Source organism: Halanaerobium hydrogeniformans (assembly GCF_000166415.1).
GTDB classification, from domain to species: domain Bacteria; phylum Bacillota; class Halanaerobiia; order Halanaerobiales; family Halanaerobiaceae; genus Halanaerobium; species Halanaerobium hydrogeniformans.
The window spans coordinates 2106212-2127260 of sequence record NC_014654.1; the positions used below are offsets into that span (position 1 = coordinate 2106212).

General features: G+C 36.9%; 27 protein-coding genes and 1 other annotated feature. All 27 genes read right to left on the bottom strand.

What is annotated here, in order from left to right; translation table 11 throughout:
- Window positions 1–26 precede the first annotated feature (26 nt).
- Window positions 27–425 (bottom strand): 30S ribosomal protein S8, encoded by a 399-nt coding sequence (gene rpsH / locus HALSA_RS09700; protein WP_013406396.1) that lies wholly within the window; start codon window positions 423–425, stop codon window positions 27–29.
- Between the two features lie 20 nt (window positions 426–445).
- Window positions 446–631: a type Z 30S ribosomal protein S14 gene (locus tag HALSA_RS09705; RefSeq protein WP_013406397.1), complete on the bottom strand. Its 186-nt coding sequence runs from the start codon at window positions 629–631 to the stop codon at window positions 446–448.
- 29 nt (window positions 632–660) lie between these two features.
- The gene (rplE, locus tag HALSA_RS09710) at window positions 661–1200 is read right to left on the bottom strand and encodes a 50S ribosomal protein L5 (RefSeq protein WP_013406398.1); all 540 of its coding nucleotides are present in this window, start codon (window positions 1198–1200) and stop codon (window positions 661–663) included.
- 21 nt (window positions 1201–1221) lie between these two features.
- A complete protein-coding gene (gene rplX, locus HALSA_RS09715; protein ID WP_013406399.1) occupies window positions 1222–1536 on the bottom strand; it encodes a 50S ribosomal protein L24 in 315 nt (104 codons plus the stop codon).
- 14 nt (window positions 1537–1550) lie between these two features.
- Window positions 1551–1919 (bottom strand): 50S ribosomal protein L14, encoded by a 369-nt coding sequence (rplN, locus tag HALSA_RS09720; RefSeq protein ID WP_013406400.1) that lies wholly within the window; start codon window positions 1917–1919, stop codon window positions 1551–1553.
- Between the two features lie 29 nt (window positions 1920–1948).
- A complete protein-coding gene (gene rpsQ / locus HALSA_RS09725; RefSeq protein WP_013406401.1) occupies window positions 1949–2203 on the bottom strand; it encodes a 30S ribosomal protein S17 in 255 nt (84 codons plus the stop codon).
- A 24-nt stretch (window positions 2204–2227) separates the two neighbouring features.
- On the bottom strand, window positions 2228–2431 hold the full coding sequence (rpmC, locus tag HALSA_RS09730) for a 50S ribosomal protein L29 (RefSeq protein WP_041595821.1): 204 nt from the start codon (window positions 2429–2431) through the stop codon (window positions 2228–2230).
- On the bottom strand, window positions 2421–2855 hold the full coding sequence (gene rplP, locus HALSA_RS09735) for a 50S ribosomal protein L16 (RefSeq protein WP_013406403.1): 435 nt from the start codon (window positions 2853–2855) through the stop codon (window positions 2421–2423). The genes rpmC and rplP overlap by 11 nt, the downstream gene beginning before the upstream one ends.
- A gap of 29 nt (window positions 2856–2884) precedes the next feature.
- Window positions 2885–3526, bottom strand: a complete 642-nt coding sequence (rpsC, locus tag HALSA_RS09740) for a 30S ribosomal protein S3 (RefSeq protein WP_013406404.1) — start codon at window positions 3524–3526, stop codon at window positions 2885–2887.
- 3 nt (window positions 3527–3529) lie between these two features.
- A complete protein-coding gene (gene rplV, locus HALSA_RS09745; RefSeq protein WP_013406405.1) occupies window positions 3530–3871 on the bottom strand; it encodes a 50S ribosomal protein L22 in 342 nt (113 codons plus the stop codon).
- Window positions 3872–3898: 27 nt separating this feature from the next.
- Window positions 3899–4183: a 30S ribosomal protein S19 gene (gene rpsS / locus HALSA_RS09750; protein WP_013406406.1), complete on the bottom strand. Its 285-nt coding sequence runs from the start codon at window positions 4181–4183 to the stop codon at window positions 3899–3901.
- Between the two features lie 18 nt (window positions 4184–4201).
- Complete coding sequence (gene rplB, locus HALSA_RS09755) at window positions 4202–5038, bottom strand: 50S ribosomal protein L2 (RefSeq protein WP_013406407.1); 837 nt, start codon at window positions 5036–5038, stop codon at window positions 4202–4204.
- Between the two features lie 28 nt (window positions 5039–5066).
- The gene (gene rplW, locus HALSA_RS09760; protein WP_013406408.1) at window positions 5067–5357 is read right to left on the bottom strand and encodes a 50S ribosomal protein L23; all 291 of its coding nucleotides are present in this window, start codon (window positions 5355–5357) and stop codon (window positions 5067–5069) included.
- Window positions 5354–5983, bottom strand: a complete 630-nt coding sequence (rplD, locus tag HALSA_RS09765; RefSeq protein ID WP_013406409.1) for a 50S ribosomal protein L4 — start codon at window positions 5981–5983, stop codon at window positions 5354–5356. The genes rplW and rplD overlap by 4 nt, the downstream gene beginning before the upstream one ends.
- A gap of 26 nt (window positions 5984–6009) precedes the next feature.
- Window positions 6010–6630: a 50S ribosomal protein L3 gene (rplC, locus tag HALSA_RS09770; protein WP_013406410.1), complete on the bottom strand. Its 621-nt coding sequence runs from the start codon at window positions 6628–6630 to the stop codon at window positions 6010–6012.
- Between the two features lie 21 nt (window positions 6631–6651).
- Window positions 6652–6963, bottom strand: coding sequence for a 30S ribosomal protein S10 (gene rpsJ, locus HALSA_RS09775; protein ID WP_013406411.1), 312 nt, complete (start codon window positions 6961–6963; stop codon window positions 6652–6654).
- Between the two features lie 87 nt (window positions 6964–7050).
- The gene (gene tuf / locus HALSA_RS09780) at window positions 7051–8244 is read right to left on the bottom strand and encodes an elongation factor Tu (protein WP_013406412.1); all 1194 of its coding nucleotides are present in this window, start codon (window positions 8242–8244) and stop codon (window positions 7051–7053) included.
- 41 nt (window positions 8245–8285) lie between these two features.
- Window positions 8286–10352, bottom strand: a complete 2067-nt coding sequence (fusA, locus tag HALSA_RS09785) for an elongation factor G (protein WP_013406413.1) — start codon at window positions 10350–10352, stop codon at window positions 8286–8288.
- 45 nt (window positions 10353–10397) lie between these two features.
- Window positions 10398–10865: a 30S ribosomal protein S7 gene (gene rpsG / locus HALSA_RS09790; RefSeq protein WP_013406414.1), complete on the bottom strand. Its 468-nt coding sequence runs from the start codon at window positions 10863–10865 to the stop codon at window positions 10398–10400.
- Window positions 10866–10880: 15 nt separating this feature from the next.
- A complete protein-coding gene (gene rpsL, locus HALSA_RS09795; protein ID WP_005488205.1) occupies window positions 10881–11252 on the bottom strand; it encodes a 30S ribosomal protein S12 in 372 nt (123 codons plus the stop codon).
- A 20-nt stretch (window positions 11253–11272) separates the two neighbouring features.
- Window positions 11273–11515 carry a ribosomal L7Ae/L30e/S12e/Gadd45 family protein gene (locus tag HALSA_RS09800; RefSeq protein ID WP_013406415.1) on the bottom strand — a complete coding sequence of 81 codons (243 nt, stop codon included), beginning with the start codon at window positions 11513–11515 and terminating at the stop codon, window positions 11273–11275.
- Between the two features lie 177 nt (window positions 11516–11692).
- Window positions 11693–15172 (bottom strand): DNA-directed RNA polymerase subunit beta', encoded by a 3480-nt coding sequence (gene rpoC / locus HALSA_RS09805; RefSeq protein ID WP_013406416.1) that lies wholly within the window; start codon window positions 15170–15172, stop codon window positions 11693–11695.
- A gap of 26 nt (window positions 15173–15198) precedes the next feature.
- Complete coding sequence (gene rpoB, locus HALSA_RS09810; RefSeq protein WP_013406417.1) at window positions 15199–18453, bottom strand: DNA-directed RNA polymerase subunit beta; 3255 nt, start codon at window positions 18451–18453, stop codon at window positions 15199–15201.
- Window positions 18454–18661: 208 nt separating this feature from the next.
- A complete protein-coding gene (gene rplL / locus HALSA_RS09815) occupies window positions 18662–19030 on the bottom strand; it encodes a 50S ribosomal protein L7/L12 (protein WP_013406418.1) in 369 nt (122 codons plus the stop codon).
- A gap of 24 nt (window positions 19031–19054) precedes the next feature.
- A complete protein-coding gene (rplJ, locus tag HALSA_RS09820; RefSeq protein WP_013406419.1) occupies window positions 19055–19570 on the bottom strand; it encodes a 50S ribosomal protein L10 in 516 nt (171 codons plus the stop codon).
- Window positions 19571–19649: 79 nt separating this feature from the next.
- Window positions 19650–19780, bottom strand: a sequence feature (ribosomal protein L10 leader region).
- A gap of 41 nt (window positions 19781–19821) precedes the next feature.
- On the bottom strand, window positions 19822–20526 hold the full coding sequence (gene rplA / locus HALSA_RS09825; protein ID WP_013406420.1) for a 50S ribosomal protein L1: 705 nt from the start codon (window positions 20524–20526) through the stop codon (window positions 19822–19824).
- Between the two features lie 82 nt (window positions 20527–20608).
- Window positions 20609–21031, bottom strand: a complete 423-nt coding sequence (gene rplK, locus HALSA_RS09830; RefSeq protein WP_041595823.1) for a 50S ribosomal protein L11 — start codon at window positions 21029–21031, stop codon at window positions 20609–20611.
- Between the last annotated feature and the right edge of the window lie 18 nt (window positions 21032–21049).

The following is a 21049-nucleotide window of genomic DNA, read 5'->3' on the forward strand; positions in this document are numbered from 1 at the left end:
GTAGATTTTATCTTAAAAGTTCTCCCTTACCATACATAGCAGAGAACTTCTCCACCGATTCCTTTTTCTCTGGCTTCTTTATCACTCATAACACCCTGAGAAGTAGAAATTACGGCTATACCAAGACCACCGAGTACTCTAGGAACTTCATCTTTATTTACATATACTCTTAAGCCTGGTTTTGAAATTCTTTTTAATCCAGTAATTACTTTTTCATCATTTTCTCCATATTTTAAATATACACGAATCATATTTTGAGGCTTTCTTTCTACTAATTTTACATCAGAAATAAAACCTTCTCTTTTAAGCAGTTCACCAATATTATTTTTAATATTTGAAGCAGGTATATCTACTCTGCCTTTACCCACACTATTTGCGTTACGAATCCGGGTCAGCATGTCTGCTATTGGATCTGTTATATTCATTTACAAACCTCCTTCCAGTTTTACCAGCTTGCTTTTTTAACTCCAGGAATTTCGCCTTTATGGGCTAATTCACGGAAACAAATTCTACAAAGATCAAACTTTCTCATATACCCACGTGAACGACCACATCTATTACAGCGATTCACTTTACGTGTTTCATGCTTAGGCTCTTTGTTGGCCTTTTCAATTAAAGCTTTACGTGCCAAAACTAAAACCTCCTTCAGTTTATAGGTCTTTATTTCTTAAAAGGCATTCCCATTATTGATAATAATTCGAATGCTTCTTCATCTGTTTCAGCAGAAGTAACTATAGTAATTTCCATTCCATGGACATTATCTACATCATCAATATTAATTTCTGGAAAAACAGTGTGTTCACTTATTCCAAGACTGTAATTACCTCTTCCATCAAATGACTTAGGAGATACTCCTCTAAAGTCACGAATACGAGGCATAGTAATATTTATAAGTTTGTACAAAAACTCATACATATACTCACCACGCAGGGTAACCTTAACTCCTACAGGCATTCCCTCTCTAATTTTAAAATTAGCAATGGATTTTTTTGCCCTTGTAACTGTAGGATTCTGCCCGGTTATTCTGGCAACCTCATCTACAACAGTATCCAGAAGTTTAGTATCTTCTTTAGCATCACCTAACCCAACATTGACAACAACTTTTTCTAATTTTGGAGCTTCCATAACATTATTGTATGAAAACTTCTCAACTAGTTGGGGTAGAATTTCTTCTCTATATTCTGTAGCTAATACTGACATTTCTGGACCTCCTTCCAATTATTATTTATCAATTATTTCATCACATTGTTTGCATTTTCTAACTTTTGTTCCATCATCTAAATATTCAGCTCCAACCCTGGTTTTCTCATCACAACGGGGGCAGACGAGTTGAACATTTGAAGCATGTATTGGTGCTTCATTTTCAATAATTCCACCCTGTGGCATATCCTGGGTAGGACTCATATGACGATGTACAATATTAACTTCTTCCACAATGACACGGTCTTTTTTTGGTATAACACTCAAAATTTCACCGCGTTTTCCTCTATCCTTACCTGTGATAACTTCCACAGTATCACCTTTTTTTATTCTCAATCTAATCCCCTCCTTTATAATACCTCCGGTGCAAGGGAGATAATCTTCATAAAATTCTTTTCCCTCAATTCACGGGTCACAGGACCAAAAATACGTGTACCCTTAGGATTATTATTATCATCTATAATAACTGCTGCATTTTCATCAAATTTAATGTAGGTGCCGTCTCTGCGTTTTAAAGGTTTTTTGGTTCTAACAATAACTGCTCTTGCTACCTCACCTTTTTTTACCATTCCATCTGGAATAGCTTCTTTCACACTGACAATAATTTCATCTCCAATTTTAGCATATTTCTTTTTGGAGCCGCCAAGTACTTTAACACATAATAGTTCACGGGCACCTGAATTATCCGCGACTTTCAAACGGCTTTCAGATTGTATCATTTTCAGGCCCTCCTTTCTACTAACAGGACTTATTTTGCTTTTTCAAGAATTTCAATTAAACGCCATCTTTTTGTTTTACTTAAGGGGCGAGTTTCCATGATTTTAACTTTGTCACCTTCATTACAAACATTTTCTTCATCATGTGCTGTATATTTTTTTGTTTTCTTAATTACCCTTTTATATTCAGGATGCTGAGTTCTTCTTTCAACAGCAACAGTTATTGTTTTGTCTCTTTTGTCACTGACAACGATCCCTACTCTTTCTTTACGATTATTTCTTTCCATGAGAAACCTCCTTTCAAAAAAGAATTATGCCCTTTCTAAATTAAGTTCTCTTTCCCGCAAAATTGTTTTAATTCGGGCAATAATCCTCTTAACCTCTTTGATCCGCATTGGATTATCCAGCTGTGCTGTTGCATGCTGAAAGCGGAGGTTAAATAATTCTTCTTTAAATTCGCGGGCTTTTTGTTCTAACTCTGCTTCAGTTAAATTTCTTAATTCATCAGCTCTCATCGGCCTCACCATCCATTCCCTCTCTTGCTACAAATTTTGTTTTAATTGGCAGTTTGTGAGATGCAAGCCGCATTGCTTCTCTGGCAACCTCTTCTGGAACACCAGCTAGCTCAAACATAATTCTCCCAGGCTTAACTACTGCTACCCATTTTTCCGGAGCACCTTTACCACTACCCATTCTAGTTTCGGCTGGCTTAGCTGTTACCGGTTTATCTGGAAAAATCTTTATCCATACCTTACCTCCACGTTTAATGCTTCTAGTAAGGGCAACACGAGCAGCTTCTATCTGTCTATTGGTTATCCACACGGGTTCTAAAGCCTGTAGGCCATATTCACCAAAGGTGATTTCTGTACCCCGTACAGCTTTACCTTTCATTCTTCCTCTCATTTGCTTACGATGTTTAACTCTTTTTGGTACTAACATCAAAGAGCCTCCTTTCCTGCATAATCTATCTATTCGTCTATCTCGGGAAGTATTTCTCCCTTATTAATCCATACTTTAACTCCAATTGTACCATATGTTGTATCAGCTTCTGCAAAACCATAATCGATATCTGCTCTTAAAGTATGCAGTGGAACACTACCTTGACTGTAACCTTCACGTCTTGCCATTTCGGCTCCACCTAAACGGCCACTGCTCTGCACCTTAAAACCTTCAGCACCCATGCGCATTGCACGGTTTAATGCCTGTTTCATAGCTCTACGAAAGGAAATCCTTCTTACAAGCTGTGCAGCTATATTTTCAGCTACTAATTGAGCATTCATTTCTGGATCTTCTACTTCTACAACATTTATCTGAACAGTTCTACCTGTTAAAGTTTCTACTTCATTTCTTAAAGCCTCTACTTCAGAACCACCGCGACCGATAACCATACCAGGTCTAGCAGTATGGACATCAAGTTTAAGTCTGTTAGCAGCTCTTTCTATAACAATTCTAGAAATTCCAGCTTCATACATCTTCTCCTTAACATGATTGCGGATCTCCTGGTCTTCTTTTAAAAGTTTGGAATAATCTTGTTTATCTGCATACCATTTTGCATCCCAATCTTTAATAACTCCGACTCGGAGACCATGTGGATTTACTTTTTGACCCAAGTTCTATCCCTCCTTTTGATCGCTTAAAACGACTGTGATATGACTAGTTCTTTTTTTGATAGGGCTAGCCTGACCCTGTGCACGTGGTTTCCATCTTTTCATAGTAGGACCTTCATTAACAAAAGCTTCTTTAACAATCAGGTCATCTACGAACATATCATGATTATTTTCAGCATTTGCTACAGCTGAATTTAATACTTTTTCTACCATTTTAGCAGCTTTTTTTGGTGTATTCTTTAAAATTGCAACTGCTGTATTAACATCTTTGCCCTTAATTAAGTCTGTAACCAGTCTCGCTTTACGGGCAGTAATACGCAGGTGCTTTGCAACTGCTTTAGCTTCCATTTTAAAACCCCCTTAATACCTAATTCTTTATTTAAGTGCTGTTGAGCGTTCTGTATGGCGGCCGTGACCTCTGAAGAGTCTTGTTGGAGCGAACTCTCCCAACTTATGCCCTACCATTTCTTCAGTTATATATACAGGTACATGTTTGCGGCCATCGTGGACAGCAATTGTATGTCCAACCATTTCAGGGAAAATGGTTGAGCTTCTAGACCAGGTTTTAATAACCTGTTTTTTTCCACTCTCATTCATTTCTCTGATTTCAGCAATTAATTTTTCTGAGACAAAAGGTCCCTTTTTAACAGATCTAGCCATCTATAATCCTCCTTTCTACTATTTGCGTTTCTTAGCATGACGGGAACGGATAATATACTTATCTGAACGTTTTGGTTTCCGTGTCTTTTTACCCATAGTAGGTTTACCCCAAGGTGTCACAGGATGTCTACCAGCAGGTGACTTACCTTCTCCACCACCGTGTGGGTGGTCATGAGGATTCATTACTACACCACGCACGTGAGGTCTTTTACCCTTCCAGCGGGTGCGTCCGGCTTTACCAATTGTTATATTTTCATGATCAATATTACCAACCTGTCCTATTGTTGCCTTACATTCTTGATGAATTAATCTAACTTCACCTGAAGGCATTTTTAAATGAACAAATTTTCCTTCTTTTGCAAGAAGCTGTGCCATTGTTCCAGCAGAACGAGCAATCTGTCCACCTTTTTTAGCCTGGAGTTCTACGTTATGAACTATTGTACCAACAGGGATATCTTTAAGCTTTAGTGCATTACCTGCTGTAATATCAGCTCCAGCTCCAGTTTCTAAGGTATCTCCTACTTGAACTTTATTTGGCGCAAGAATATATCTTTTTTCTCCGTCTACATATTGCAGAAGAGCAATTCTTGCAGAACGATTTGGATCATATTCTATAGTTTTTACTTTTGCAGGAATTCCATCTTTATCCCGCTTAAAATCTATTATACGATAGCGGCGTTTATGGCCACCACCTTGATGACGGCTGGTAATTCTACCATCTACATTACGTCCACCCTGTCTTTTAATAGGAGCTAACAAACTCTTTTCCGGCTCATCAGTTGTTATATCATCAAAAGATGAAACGGTCATGTAACGCCTAGAAGGTGTGGTTGGTTTAAAACTTTTAATCGCCATCTCAATTCCCTCCTTTATTAATTAATTTTTAGAGGCCTTCATAAATTTCTATTTCATCATCCTCGGTCAATGTTACTAAAGCTTTTTTCCAGTCAGGCTTTTTCCCTTCATGGAAGCCGAGTCTTCTTTTCTTACCTCTAACATTCATTGTATTAACATTGATAACTTTAACTTTAAATATCTCTTCAACTGCATTTCTAATTTCTACTTTATTAGCATTTTTAGCTACTTTAAAAGTATAGGTATTATTTTCTTCCATCTGTTCCATACTATTTTCCGAAATTATAGGTGCTATTATAATATCTCTTGCATCTTTCATTCTCCCAGCACCTCCTCAATCATCTTGACCGCTTCTTCTATAAAAATAATCATTTCATTATCTAAAAGATCATAAGCATTAATTGAACCGGCCAGCAGTGTTTTTACATTGGGTATATTCCTAGCTGATAAATAAAGATTATCATCCTTTTCAGGCATTACAATTAAAACCTTTTTGTCTTCTAAATTTAAATCGGCCAGTATTTTTATTACTGCTTTAGTTTTTGGTTCAGATAGTGCTATTTTATCAACCAGAACTACCTCATCTCTGTTTACTTTATCAGTTAAAACAGATTTTAAAGCTAATCTTTTCATTTTCTTGGTTAGCTTTTTATCATAGCTACGGGGAGATGGTCCAAAAGTAACTCCTCCTCCGACCCAAAGTGGAGAACGGATACTACCATGACGAGCACGCCCGGTTCCTTTTTGGCGCCAGGGTTTCCTACCACCACCACGAACATTGGCTCTATTTTTTGTAGAAGCAGTTCCACTTCTACGGGCAGCTAGCTGAGCATTTACTACCTGGTGTACAACATGTTCATTAATTTTATTATTAAAAACAGAGTCATTTAAATCAACCATATCTAACTCATTACCACTCTGATCAAATTTTGTAACCTGCGGCATCTAAAATCCTCCTTTCTTTAACTTATTTAATTTTTAGCTGATTTAATTTCAAGTATTGTTTTTTTGCTTCCTGGCACAGAACCAGCAATCAATAAAACATTACGTTCTAAATCAACTTTTACTATTTCTAAGTTTTCCTCTGTAACTCTATTATGACCCATTCTACCGGGCATTTTTTTACCTTTAAATACTCTTCTTGCATCTACAGATCCAATTGAACCTGGTGCACGGTGAAAGTGTGATCCGTGAGACATCGGCCCTGAATGGTGATTCCATCTTTTAATATTACCCTGGAATCCTTTACCTTTTGAAACACCACTTACATTAACGATATCACCAACTTCAAATATATCTGCTGCAACCTCACTACCTTCACTTAAATCAAGGTCTAAACCTTTAAATTCTCTTAAGTATTTTTTAGGTTCAAGGTTACGGCTTTCAAACTGGCCAAGTTTTGGTTTGTTTAATCTGTGTTTTTTTACTTCTCCAAAACCTAATTGTACCGCATCATAACCATCTTTTTCTGTAGTTTTAATCTGTGTAACAACACAGGGGCCGGCCTCAACTACAGTTACAGGCACAACATCTCCATTATCTTTAAAATACTGAGTCATCCCCAGTTTTTTTCCTAAAATAGCTTTCGCCATGGCCTAATACACCTCCTGACATTAAAGTTTAATTTCTATATTTACTCCTGCGGGCAAATCAAGCCTCATCAGAGAGTCTACAGTTTTAGATGTAGGATCGAGTATATCGATCAAACGTTTGTGTGTTCTCATTTCAAATTGTTCTCTTGCATCTTTATGAACATGAGGTGAGCGAAGTACTGTGAATACCTCTTTCTCAGTTGGAAGAGGTACCGGACCAGATACATCTGCACCTGTTCTTTCAGCAGTTTCTACAATTTTCTCTGCTGACTGATCGAGGAGCTCATGTTCATAAGCTTTAAGGCGAATCCTTATTTTTTCATGTTTTGCCATTTGCTTACCTCCTTAATCTTTACGATTTAAGCTCAGTTGGAGGCATAGAAAAAGCGAGGAGGCTTTCTCCTCTGCTTTTTTTAATGCCTACTCAATAATTTCAGTAACAACTCCGGCTCCAACTGTATGACCACCTTCACGAATTGCAAAACGTAGTCCTTCTTCCATTGCTATTGGAGTAATTAGTTCTCCTGTCATTTCAATGTTATCTCCAGGCATTACCATGTCTACTCCTTCTGGTAAATGAATATCTCCTGTTACATCTGTTGTCCGGAAATAAAACTGTGGTCTGTATCCATCAAAAAATGGAGTATGTCTTCCTCCCTCATCTTTGCTTAATACATAAACTTCTGCATGAAACTTTGTATGAGGTGTTATACTTCCTGGCTCTGCTAATACCTGACCTCTTTCTATATCTTCCCTCTTTACTCCTCTTAATAATGCTCCGATATTATCTCCCGCTACTGCTTCATCCAGTAACTTACGGAACATCTCTACTCCTGTTACTACTGTAGTTGTTGTATCTTTGATTCCCACTATTTCTACCTCATCCTGTGGGTGTAAGGTTCCTCTCTCTACACGGCCTGTCGCTACTGTTCCACGACCTGTTATTGAAAATACATCTTCTACCGGCATTAAGAATGGCTTGTCTGTCTCTCTTTGTGGCTCTGGTATATAACTGTCCACTGCTTCCATCAGTTCTATTATCTTGCTTCCCCATTCTCCTTCTGGATCTCCATTTTCCAGTGCTTTTAGCGCTGATCCTACTATTACTGGAATGTCGTCTCCTGGGAAGTCATACTCATCTAATAATTCTCTTACTTCCATTTCTACTAACTCTATTAATTCCTCATCATCTACCATATCTGCTTTGTTTAGGAATACTACTATGCTTGGTACTCCTACCTGTCTTGCTAGCAAAATATGTTCTCTTGTCTGAGGCATTGGTCCATCTGCTGCACTTACTACAAGAATCGCTCCATCCATCTGAGCTGCTCCTGTTATCATGTTCTTTACATAATCAGCATGTCCTGGACAATCTACGTGAGCATAGTGTCTGTTTTCTGTCTGATACTCTACGTGAGCTGTTGCTATTGTGATTCCTCTTTCTTTTTCTTCTGGTGCATTATCAATTGTATCAAATGCCCTTACTTCTGCTCCACCGTAGTTTGCAAGCACTGTTGTGATTGCCGCTGTCAGTGTTGTCTTTCCATGGTCAACATGGCCTATTGTTCCTATGTTAACATGTGGTTTGGTTCTTTCAAATTTTTCTTTTGCCATCGTTTTTCTTCCCCCTTAAAAATTTAACTTTTCCTTTTTGATTATTCTCCAATAATTTCTTTTGCAATATTTTTAGGTGCTTTTTCATAATGAGAAAACTGCATTGTATATGTCGCTCTACCTTGAGTTTTAGATCTTAAATCAGTTGCATAACCAAACATCTCAGAAAGAGGTACATAAGCATTTATAACCTGAGCATTAGCCCTGGAATCCATTCCTTCTACTCTTCCCCGACGTCCGTTTAAGTCACCAATAACATCACCCATATATTCCTCTGGTACTACAACTTCAACACTCATTACAGGTTCTAAAATAGCAGGATTTGCTCTTTTAGCGCCCTCTCTGAAACCCATTGAACCGGCAATTTTAAAAGCCATTTCAGAAGAGTCTACTTCATGGTAGCTACCATCATTTAAAGATATTTTAACATCAACAACCGGATATCCAGCCATTATTCCATTTTCCATAGCTTCTCTAACCCCATCTTCTACAGAAGGAATATATTCTTTAGGTATTGATCCACCGGTAATATTGTCTTCAAATTCAAATCCTTCACCCTGTTTTTGTGGTTCAATGTCCATTACAACATGACCATATTGTCCACGTCCACCAGATTGACGGATGAATTTACCTTCAATACCTGTAACTTTTTTAGTTACAGTTTCACGATAAGCAACTTTAGGTTTACCAATATTTGCATCAACTTTAAATTCTCTTAATAAACGATCAACTATTACTTCAAGATGTAATTCACCCATACCCTGAATTATAGTTTGACCTGTTTCTTCATCACTACGAACTCTAAAAGTTGGATCTTCTTCTGCAAGACGCTGTAAAGCTTCACCTAATTTGTCCTGATCTGCTTTACTTTTTGGTTCTATCGCAACATCAATTACAGGTTCAGGAAACTCCATTGATTCCAGTACAATTGGATGATCTTTATCACAAAGTGTATCTCCAGTACTTGTATTTTTCAAACCTACTGCAGCTCCAAGATCTCCTGCATATATTTCATCTCTTTCTTCCCGGCGATTAGCATGCATCTGAAGTATACGTCCAACCCTTTCTCTTTTGTCAGTACTTGAATTATATACATAAGATCCTGCTTCTAATGTTCCGGAATAAGATCTAAAGAAAGCAAGTTTACCCACATATGGGTCTGCCATAATTTTAAAAGCCAAAGCAGAAAATGGAGCATCATCATCTGCTGCTCTAGATTCAGTTTCTTCAGTGTCAGGGTTAACCCCTTCAATTGCAGGCACATCAACAGGTGAAGGCATATAATCAATAACTGCATCTAACAGCATCTGTACACCTTTGTTTTTAAATGCTGACCCACAAAGAACTGGAACAACATTTACATTTAATACTGCCTGACGAAGCAAGTCTTTAATTTCATCAGTAGTAACTTCACCCTCTAAATATTTCATCATAAATTCGTCATCTTCTTCAGCAAGGACTTCCATCAATATCTCACGGTACTCCTCAGCTTTTTCTTTCATAGCTTCAGGTATTTCAACTCTATCAAAATCAACACCAAGTTCATCTTCATAAACAATAGCATCCATTTCTACTAAGTCTACTACACCATCAAAACTGTCCTCACTTCCTATTGGAAGTTGAATCGGTACTGCATTAGCACCAAGTCGCTCTCTCATCATATTAACAGCTCTGAAAAAATCTGCTCCCATTCTATCCATTTTATTTACAAAGGCTATTCTAGGAACTTTATATTTATCAGCCTGTCTCCAGACAGTTTCAGATTGAGGTTCTACACCACCCACTGAACAGAAAAGTGCAATCGCTCCATCCAGAACTCTAAGTGATCTTTCAACCTCTACAGTGAAGTCCACGTGTCCGGGCGTATCTATAATGTTAATTCGATTGTTATCCCATTGACAGGTAGTTGCAGCAGAAGTAATTGTAATACCTCTTTCCTGCTCCTGTTCCATCCAGTCCATTACAGATGCACCATCATGTGTTTCGCCCATTTTATGAACTCTACCTGTATAATAAAGAATTCTTTCAGTTGTAGTCGTTTTTCCAGCATCAATATGTGCCATTATTCCAATGTTACGTGTTTTTTCTAGTGGAAATTGTCGGGCCACTATTCTCCCCCCTTATATATATTATACATCCATCACGCAACTAAATTACCATCTATAATGAGCAAAAGCTCTATTAGCTTCAGCCATACGATGGACTTCCTCTTTCTTTCTAACTGCGCCACCTGTATTGTTATATGCATCCATTAATTCTCCAGCAATTCTTTCCCTCATTGTTCTCTCGTTGCGTGATCTGGCAGAAGTAACCAACCAGCGTAAACTTAAAGTAATTTTGCGATTTTCATCAACTTCTACAGGTACCTGATAATTTGAACCACCAACACGTCTTGATTTAACTTCAAGTGCAGGCTTTATATTTTCCAGTGCTTCATTAACTACTGTTAATGCATCTTCACCAGTTTGTTCAGAAATTATATCAAGGGCACTGTAGAATGCTTTTTCTGCCAGTCCTTTTTTGCCATCTAACATTAATTTATTAATAATTCTACTTACAATTACATCATCATATACCGGATCTGGCGTAACATCTCTTTTTTCAGCTCTATTTTTGCGCACTAAAATCCCCCCTTTTTATTTCGGTTTTTTAACACCATACTTGGAGCGTCCTTGTTTTCTGTCTTCAACTCCAGCTGTATCAAGTGCTCCTCTAACAATATGATATCTAACACCTGGTAAATCTTTAACTCTTCCACCTCTAACCAAAACAACAGAGTGTTCCTGTAGATTATGTCCAATACCAGGAATATAGGCTGTAACCTCTTTTCCATTAGTTAAACGTACACGAGCTACTTTTCTTAAAGCAGAGTTAGGCTTTTTAGGAGTAGCGGTATATACTCTTGTACAGACACCCCTTTTCTGTGGAGAACCCTCCAAAGCAGGAGCGGAAGTCTTCTTTTTAGTCTTTTCACGACCTTTGCGGATCAACTGACTAATTGTCGGCATGCAATCCCACCTCCTTCCAGTTATTTCAATAAAGCTGCAGTAGCTGCAGAAACATCGATTCCACATACTCTGCCCAGTTCATTTTTACTTGCAAATATTTCGATAGGAATATTATTATTTTTAACAGCCTGTAAAATTTTAAATTTAAGAGGCTGATCAATATCTTCAGCTAAAAAAATTTTTTTGACTTCATTATTTTTAATAGCTTTTAAGGTTTGTTTGCTCCCAACAAGCATCTTATTGTTGTTATTATCATTTATCAATCTAGCTAACCTCCAAAATCGTTCTTTCCTTGAGCACACTTAAATAGTTTAACAGCTTTGCAGCTCCTTGTCAAGCATAAAATCTAAGAGATTCTCCCATCTAAATTATAAGAAATTATTAGCTAATTATTAGCTAAGGTATCTTAATTTAATAATGGGAGAATTGCTCTTAAATTATTAATCTACATCTGTTAAAGTTTCTTTTAAATCTTCAAAAAGTGTACCATCTTCTTTTACTACATCAATATCTCTATAATAACTCATTCCGGTACCTGCAGGAATTAACTGACCAATAATTACATTTTCTTTAAGTCCTAGCAGTGGATCAACCTTGCCTTCTAAGGAAGCTTCAGTCAGAACTCTGGTTGTTTCCTGGAATGAAGCCGCTGATAGGAATGAATCAGTAGCTAGTGAGGCTTTGGTAATTCCAAGCAGTTCTGGTTTTGCAACTGCTGTCGCCTTGTTTTTGGCAGCTGCTTCTTTATTTGACTTACGGTAATCATAACGATTTACAAGCCCACCAGGTAGCAATTCAGTATCACCAGGTTTGACAATTTTTAATTTTTTCATCATCTGACGGATAATAACCTCAATATGTTTATCATTAATTTCTACACCTTGAGAACGATAAACATTCTGAACCTCTTCTAAGAGGTAATTTTGTACTGCTTTTTCACCTTTTACTTTAAGCAGAACATTGGGATCTAATGGTCCTTCAGTTAATTTATCTCCCTCGGTTACATGGTCACCATCTTTTACGATCATTTTTGAGCCATAAGGTATTTTGTAGGTTTTCTTTTTGCCTTCATCATTTTCTATAACAACTCTTTTAGAGTTTTTCTTTTCTATTACCGTTACATAACCTTCTCTTTCAGTCATTATAGCCTGACCTTTTGGAGTTCTACCTTCAAAAAGCTCTTCTACTCTGGGTAAACCCTGAGTAATATCATCACCAGCAACACCACCTGTATGGAAGGTACGCATTGTCAGCTGAGTTCCAGGCTCACCAATTGATTGTGCTGCAACAATACCTATTGACTCTCCAATATCTACCAGTTTTCCTGTAGCAAGATTTTTACCATAACATTTACGGCAGACACCATGTTGTGCTTCACATGTAAGAACTGATCTAATTTTAACTTCTTCTATACCTGCTTCTTCTATTTTATTCATAATTTTTTTATTAATCATTGAATTAGCTTCTATAATAACTTCTCCACTTTCAGGAGAATTAATATCTTCAGCAGTAAAACGACCAACACATCTTTCTGATAAAGGCTCAACAGCTGTTTTACCTTTTGCACCGATAGCTTCAACGGAAATACCCTGCTCTGTTCCACAATCATCTTCTCGAACAATAACATCCTGAGAAACATCCACAAGTCTTCTGGTTAAATAACCTGAGTCAGCAGTTCTCAAAGCAGTATCTGCAAGCCCTTTACGCGCCCCGTGAGTTGATAAGAAATATTCTAAAACATCTAGACCTTCACGGAAACTAGAACGAATTGGAACATCAATGATTCGTCCTGAGGAATCAGCCATTAGACCACGCATTCCTGCTAACTGAGAGATTTGAGAGGTATTACCACGAGCACCTGAAATAGCCATTATATAAATGTTATTACTTTCATCTAAGTTATCAAGCAGTTCATCTGTCACATCATCTTTGGCTTTATTCCAGATATCTACAACTTTTTGATAACGCTCATTTTCTGTAATCGCACCTCTGCGGTAATGATTTTCAATTGGATGTACTTTATCCTCGGCATTTGTTACAATCTCTTTTTTTGCAGGTGGAATTTCTGCATCACTAACCGCTATAGAAATACCAGATCTTGTTGCATAATCATATCCCATTTCTTTGATCTTATCTAATGTTTCAGCTGTTATATCATTGCCAACTTCATCATAGAGATCGGTAATTAAATCACCAAGATCACTTTTGGCGATTCTTTTATTTTGGAAAGACATATTGGCAGGTAATGCTTCATTAAAAATAACCCTTCCAATTGTTGTTTCAATTATCTCGCCATTAAGTCTTACTTTAACTGGTGATTGCAGGTGAACTTTGTTTGTTTCAAAAGCTCTGACAGCTTCATCACTATTCGCAAATATTTTTCCTTCACCAGCTTTTCCTTCTTTTAAAGTAGTTAAGTAGAATATTCCTAAAACCATATCCTGAGTTGGAATGGTAATTGGACTACCATCTGAAGGGTTTAGCAAGTTAGTTGTTGATAACATTAAAAGACGTGATTCTGTTTGAGCTTCAGCTGATAAAGGCAAATGAACAGCCATCTGGTCACCATCAAAGTCCGCATTATAAGCTGGACAGACCAGCGGATGTAATTTGATAGCCTTTCCTTCAACCAAAACAGGCTCAAAAGACTGAATACCTAACCTATGCAGTGTTGGTGCCCTGTTTAATAGAACAGGATGATCTTTAATACATTCTTCTAAAATACCCCAAACTGCTTCATCTACATCTTCAACCATTCGTTTAGCATTTTTAATGTTATGAGCATGACCTTCTTCAACTAATCCTTTCATTACAAAAGGCTTAAATAACTCCAGTGCCATTTTTTTTGGCAGGCCACACTGATGCATCTTAAGATCAGGACCAACAACTATTACAGAACGACCTGAGTAATCTACCCGTTTACCGAGAAGATTCTGACGAAAACGGCCCTGTTTACCTTTAAGCATATCACTCAAAGATTTAAGAGGTCTATTTCCGGCTCCGGTTACAGGTCTTCCTCTTCTACCATTGTCAATTAAAGCATCAACTGATTCCTGAAGCATCCTTTTTTCATTGCGAATAATTATCTCAGGAGCTCCAAGATCCAAGAGTCTTTTTAATCTATTATTACGATTTATTACTCTTCTGTATAAATCATTTAAATCAGAAGTAGCGAAGCGACCACCATCAAGCTGGACCATAGGCCTTAAATCAGGTGGAATTACAGGAATCGCATCAAGAACTAAATTTGCAGGATTAAGTCTAGATTCTAAAAGTCCATCCATCACTTCAAGCCTGCGAACTGCTCTTTTGCGGCGCTGTCCAGTTGCTTCTTTTACTTCTTTTTTTAATTCTTTCACTTCTTCTTCTACATCTATTCTACCCAGCAGTTCTTTAACAGCTTCGGCTCCCATCTCAGCTTTAAAACTATTACCGTATTTCATCTTCGCTTCTCGATATTCACTTTCAGGCAGCAGCTGTTTTTCGCTTAATGGAGTATCACCAGGATCTGTTACGATATAGTGAACAAAATAAATAACTTTTTCTAATGCTCGTGGTGACATATCCATAATTAAACCCAGACGACTGGGGATACCTTTGAAATACCAAATGTGTGTGCATGGTGCAGCTAATTCAATATGCCCCATTCTTTCTCTTCTCACTTTAGATCTAGTTACTTCTACTCCACAGCGGTCACACACAACACCTTTATAGCGAACCCGCTTGTATTTACCACAGTGACATTCGTAATCCTTGGTGGGACCAAAAATTTTCTCACAGAAAAGCCCATCTTTTTCCGGCTTTAATGTTCTATAATTAATAGTTTCCGGTTTTTTGACCTCGCCTCGGGACCAGTCACGTATCTGTTCTGCAGAAGCAACTCCGATCCTCATTGAATCGAAATTATTCACATTTAACAAGGGTCTCTCCCCTTTCTATAGTGTAATTATTCGTCATTATCATCATTATCACGACTAAGTTTTAAATCAGTATCAAGACCAAGTTTTTGTGCAGTCTCCATCATTTCATCTTCATTTTCTGCAACCTGAAGTTCTTCTTCATCAGAAGTAAAGATTCTGGCATCTAAGCCTAAACTCTGCATCTCTTTAATCAGAACCTTAAATGATTCTGGAATGCCTGGTTCAGGTACATTTTCTCCTTTAACTATTGCTTCATAGGCTTTTACCCTTCCCACAACATCATCTGATTTAACAGTCAACATTTCCTGGAGGGTGTAAGCAGCACCATAAGCTTCAAGTGCCCAAACTTCCATCTCACCAAAGCGCTGACCACCAAATTGAGCTTTACCTCCTAGTGGCTGCTGTGTAACAAGGGAATAAGGTCCGGTCGAACGCGCATGAAGCTTGTCGTCCACCAGGTGATGTAATTTAAGTATATACATAAGCCCAACTGTTACTCTGCCTTCAAATCTTTCTCCAGTTCTACCATCATAAAGTACTGTTTTACCATCTCTAGCTAAACCAGCCTCTTCTAAAACATCTTCAACCTCTATCTCAGTAGCACCATTAAATACAGGTGTCTCAGTATAAATTCCAAGTTCTTTGGCTGCCATACCAAGATGAGTTTCAAGTACCTGGCCAATATTCATCCGTGAAGGTACTCCTAATGGATTTAATACTATTTCTACAGGCTCACCATTTGGTAAAAACGGCATATCTTCTTCAGGTAATATTCGAGAAATAACACCCTTGTTTCCATGCCGGCCAGCAAGTTTGTCACCAACAGATATTTTACGTTTGGTAGCAACATAAACCCTTACTAATCTATTTACACCAGGTTTTAAATCATCACCCTGTTCACGAGAAAAGACTTTGACATCTACAACTTTACCCTCTTCTCCATGAGGAACTTTAAGAGAAGTATCTCTTACTTCTCTGGCTTTTTCGCCAAAAATTGCTCTTAGAAGTCTTTCTTCAGCTGATAATTCAGTTTCTCCCTTTGGAGTTACTTTACCAACTAAAATATCACCTTCTTCAACCTCGGCTCCAACTCTAATTATTCCTCTATCGTCAAGATTTTTTAAAGCATTTTCACCGACATTGGGAATATCACGAGTAATTTCTTCCGGTCCAAGTTTTGTGTCTCTGGCTTCAGCTTCATGTTCTTCAATATGAATAGTTGTAAATGAATCCTCTTTTACTAGGTTTTCACTTATTAAAATAGCATCCTCATAATTATAGCCTTCCCAGGGCATAAAAGCGATTAAAGTATTTCTGCCAAGAGCCATCTCGCCTTTTTCAGTTGAAGGACCATCAGCAATAATATCATTTTTATCAACAATATCACCTTTTTCAACTATAGGCTTCTGGTTCATACAACTTCCCTGATTAGAACGCTTATATTTCATTAATTTATAACTATCTATTAAACCTTCATCATTTTTAATCATAATTTTATTAGACGTTACATTAACAACTTCTCCACCTTTTTCAGCAATTACTACTGCTCCTGAATCCTTTGCTGCTTTATATTCCATACCAGTAGCAACAATTGGGGCATCTGTAATCATAAGTGGTACTGCCTGACGCTGCATATTAGCTCCCATGAGAGCTCTGTTTGCATCATCATTCTCTAAAAAAGGAATCATAGCAGCAGAAACTCCTACCAACTGTTTGGTAGAAACATCCATATAATCAATATCATCAGGATGAACTTCTAAAATATCTCCTCTTTTACGAGCAACAACAAACTCACTAACAAATTTATTTTCTTCATCAAGTTCAGAATTTGCCTGAGCTATAATGTACTTATCTTCTTCATCAGCAGTTAAATAATCAATATTTTCTGTAACCTGATTATCCACAACTCTCCGATATGGAGTCATTAAAAAACCAAACTCATTTGTTTTAGCATAAGTTCCCATTGTACCAATAAGGCCAATGTTTGGACCCTCAGGTGTTTCAATCGGACAAATCCTTCCATAATGAGAATGGTGAACATCACGTACATCAAAACCAGCACGTTCTCTACTTAAACCACCAGGTCCTAAAGCACTTAATCTTCTTTTATGAGTTAATTCAGACATCGGATTGGTCTGATCCATAAATTGTGAAAGCTGACTGCTTCCAAAAAATTCCTGGATAGAAGCTACAACAGGACGAGTATTAATCAATGCCTGTGGTGTTACTACATCCACATCCTGAATAGTCATTCTTTCCCTTACTACTCTTTCCATCCTGGAAAGTCCAATTCTAAACTGATTTTGCAGTAGCTCTCCTACTGTTTTTAACCGTCTATTACCTAAATGATCAATATCATCTATATAAGCATCATCATTATGATAAATTAAATTGACCATATATCTAACAGTTTCTACAATATCATCTATATGCAAATATTTTCTATCTTTATCAACTTCTAAATCTAATTTTTTGTTTAATTTATAACGACCTACAGCAGCCATATCATATCTTTTGTGATCAAAAAATAATGAATCCAAAAGATTGGTAGCACTTTCAACTGTTGGCGGTTCTCCAGGACGAAGTCGTTTATATAATTCTATTAAAGCTTCTTCCTTAGACTCTGTACTATCTCTCTCTAAAGTATCATGAATTACTTCAGAATCACCAAATTCATCAATGATTTCTGAATCAGTTCCATAACCAAGTGCTCTCAATAATACTGTTGAAGGAAGTTTTCTTGTTCTATCAACCCGTACAGATATAATTCTTTTTTTATCATATTCAAACTCTATCCAGGCACCTCGATTAGGTATAATACTACCTGTTATTAATCGACGTCCATCTTTAGTTCTCTCATCACTAAAATAAACACCAGATGATCTAACTAACTGATTTACTACAACTCTTTCAGCTCCATTTATGATAAATGTTGCTTTGTCAGTCATTAAAGGGAAATCTCCCATAAAAACTTCTTGTTCTTTTACTTCTCCAGTTTCTTTATTTATTAATCTAACTTTAACCTGTAAAGAAGCAGAGTAAGTATCATCTCTATCCCGACATTCTTGCACCGTGTACTCGGGATCCTCTAAATAATAATCAACAAATTCTAATACCAGATTCTCAGAAAAATCCTCTATTGGAGAAATTTCTGCAAAAACTTCTTTTAACCCTTCTTCCAGAAACCACTGGTAAGAGTTTAACTGTGTATAAATTAGGTCTGGCAAATCCATCGCGTCTTCAATCTTACTAAAACTACGTCTTTCCCTTACCGTTGACATCATTGCACCCCCAGGAAATACTTATTAATTAGCCGAAACTATCCCATTTTATTATCAAATCATTAACCCTATAGACATCTAATAATGATAGCACAGCTGTAATGAGTTGTCAAGAACTTTTAATCGAATAATTTTTATTATATATGATGAAAAATAGCCCTACTGTATACATACAGCAGGACTATTTTAAAATTATTATTTATATTTTTTATTTAAGTTCTACAGTTGCACCAGCTTCTTCGAGTTTTTCTTTCATTTCTTCAGCATCTTCTTTGCTTAGTCCTTCTTTAATATTTCCAGGTGCATCATCAACAACACCTTTAGCTTCTTTAAGTCCAAGTCCTGTTAATTCACGCACTGCTTTAATTACTTTAATTTTCTTGCTTCCAATATCAGCAAGGAAAACATCAAATTCAGTTTGCTCTTCAGCAGCAGCGTCTCCACCAGCTGCTCCACCAGCAACTGCAACAGGAGCAGCAGCACTAACACCAAATTTTTCTTCTAATTCTTCTACCAGTTCTGAAAGTTCTAAAACACTCATCTCTTCAATTGCTTTAATAATATCTTCTTTACTCATTATAATAAATCCTCCTTATGTTTTTTAAGCTTTTTGATCTTTAATTTGTCCTAATACTTGAACTAATCCACGAATATTACCCTGTAATACATTAACCAATCCAGTAAGGGGTGCTTTCATATTTGCAAAAGCTTGTGCAAGTAATACTTCTCTGGAAGGTATTTTAGCCAGGGATTGTACTTTTTCTTTAGTTATTATTTCTCCATTTAAAAGACCAGCTTTAATTTCAATAACATCATGGTCTTTAGCAAAGTCAACTAAGATTTTAGCTGGTGACACTGGATCTTCTTCCCCAAAAGCTATTGCAGTTGGGCCTGAGAAAAATTCTGTCATAGCTTCCATCTCAATTTGATTAGCAGCAATGGTAGCCAAAGTGTTTTTTACAACTTTAAATTCTACTCCTGCTTCTCTTAGCTGCCTTCTTAATTCTGTCATTTCAGCAACATTCAAACCAAGATAATCAGTTATTACAATAGATTTAGCACTACTAAATTTATCTGTTAATTCTTTAACAACGGCTTCTTTTTCTGGTCTTGCCACATTTTCACCCCCCTCAAAATCAAAACAGTATTCCAAAAAACAAGACATTTTCGATATTTTAAATATTTATAGTAAAATGTCTGGCAAATAAAAAACCTCCTGTCGACAGGCAGGAGGTATAAGTGCAAAAATAATTTGCAGAAGTCTTCACCTCGGCAGGAAATTTAAGCATTATGCCCCTGCTGTCTTCGGATAAGTTATTTTCTTTTCTAAGTAACTATAACACAAAAATACATTTAGGTCAAATTAATTTAACGACCTATAAATGCCATCGTAGCAACTGGGTCAACTTTTACTCCAGGTCCCATTGTTGGTGAAACAGCAATGGTTCTAAAGAATTTACCCTTTGCAGCTGCTGGACGCTCTTTAGCAAGAGTATCCATTATTTTATGATAGTTATTTAATAATTGTTCTTCACTAAAAGAAGCTTTCCCAATCGGGATATGAACAATACCAGTTTTATCTACCCTATATTCAATCTTACCAGCTTTAAATTCTTCTACAGCTTTTTCTAATTCAAAAGTTACTGTACCAGCTTTTGGATTAGGCATTAAACCTTTTGGACCTAAGATCCTTCCTAAACGTCCAACAACACTCATCATATCAGGTGTGGCAACAGCTAAATCAAAATCTAACCATCCACCTTCAATTTTTTCTGCTAATTCTTCTCCACCCACAAAATCTGCTCCAGCATCTTCAGCTTCTTTAGCTTTTTCACCTTTAGCAAAAACAACTAAAGTTACTTCCTGACCAGTACCTTCAGGTAAAACTACGGTTCCCCTAATATTCTGATCGGCATGTTTTGGATTAACTCCAAGTTTTGCAGAAAGCTCTATTGTCTCATCAAAATTAGCAGTTGCTAGATCCTTTACAAGTTTAAATGCTGTTTCTGGTTCATAAAGTTTTTCTTTATCAACTTTTTTTGCTGTTTCTTTATAACGTCTGCTTTTTGCCATTATACTTCCTCCTTTGTGGTATTATCGGTTAAAACTAACCTCCCACATATTTTAAACGATTTCAATCTATAATTCATAAAATTTACTCAACTAAAATTCCCATACTTCTTGCTGTACCTTCGATCATACTCATTGCTGCTTCCAAACTTCCTGCATTTAAATCCTGCATTTTTGTTTCAGCAATTTTTTGAACTGCATCTTTACTAACTGTAGCAACCTTGTTTACATTGGGTTCTCCAGAAGCAGTATCAATACCTGCTGCCTGTTTTAATAATACTGCAGCTGGTGGAGTTTTGGTTATAAAATCAAAGCTGCGATCTTGATAAACAGTAATTTCTACTGGAATCAATGTGCCCTGATTTTCCTGTGTTTTAGCATTAAAAGCTTTACAGAACTCCATAATATTTACTCCGTGCTGTCCTAAAGCAGGTCCAACCGGTGGAGCAGGATTAGCCTGTCCGCCAGGTATTTGCAATTTAATTACAGTCATAACACTCTTAGCCATCTTAAAAACACCCCTTTC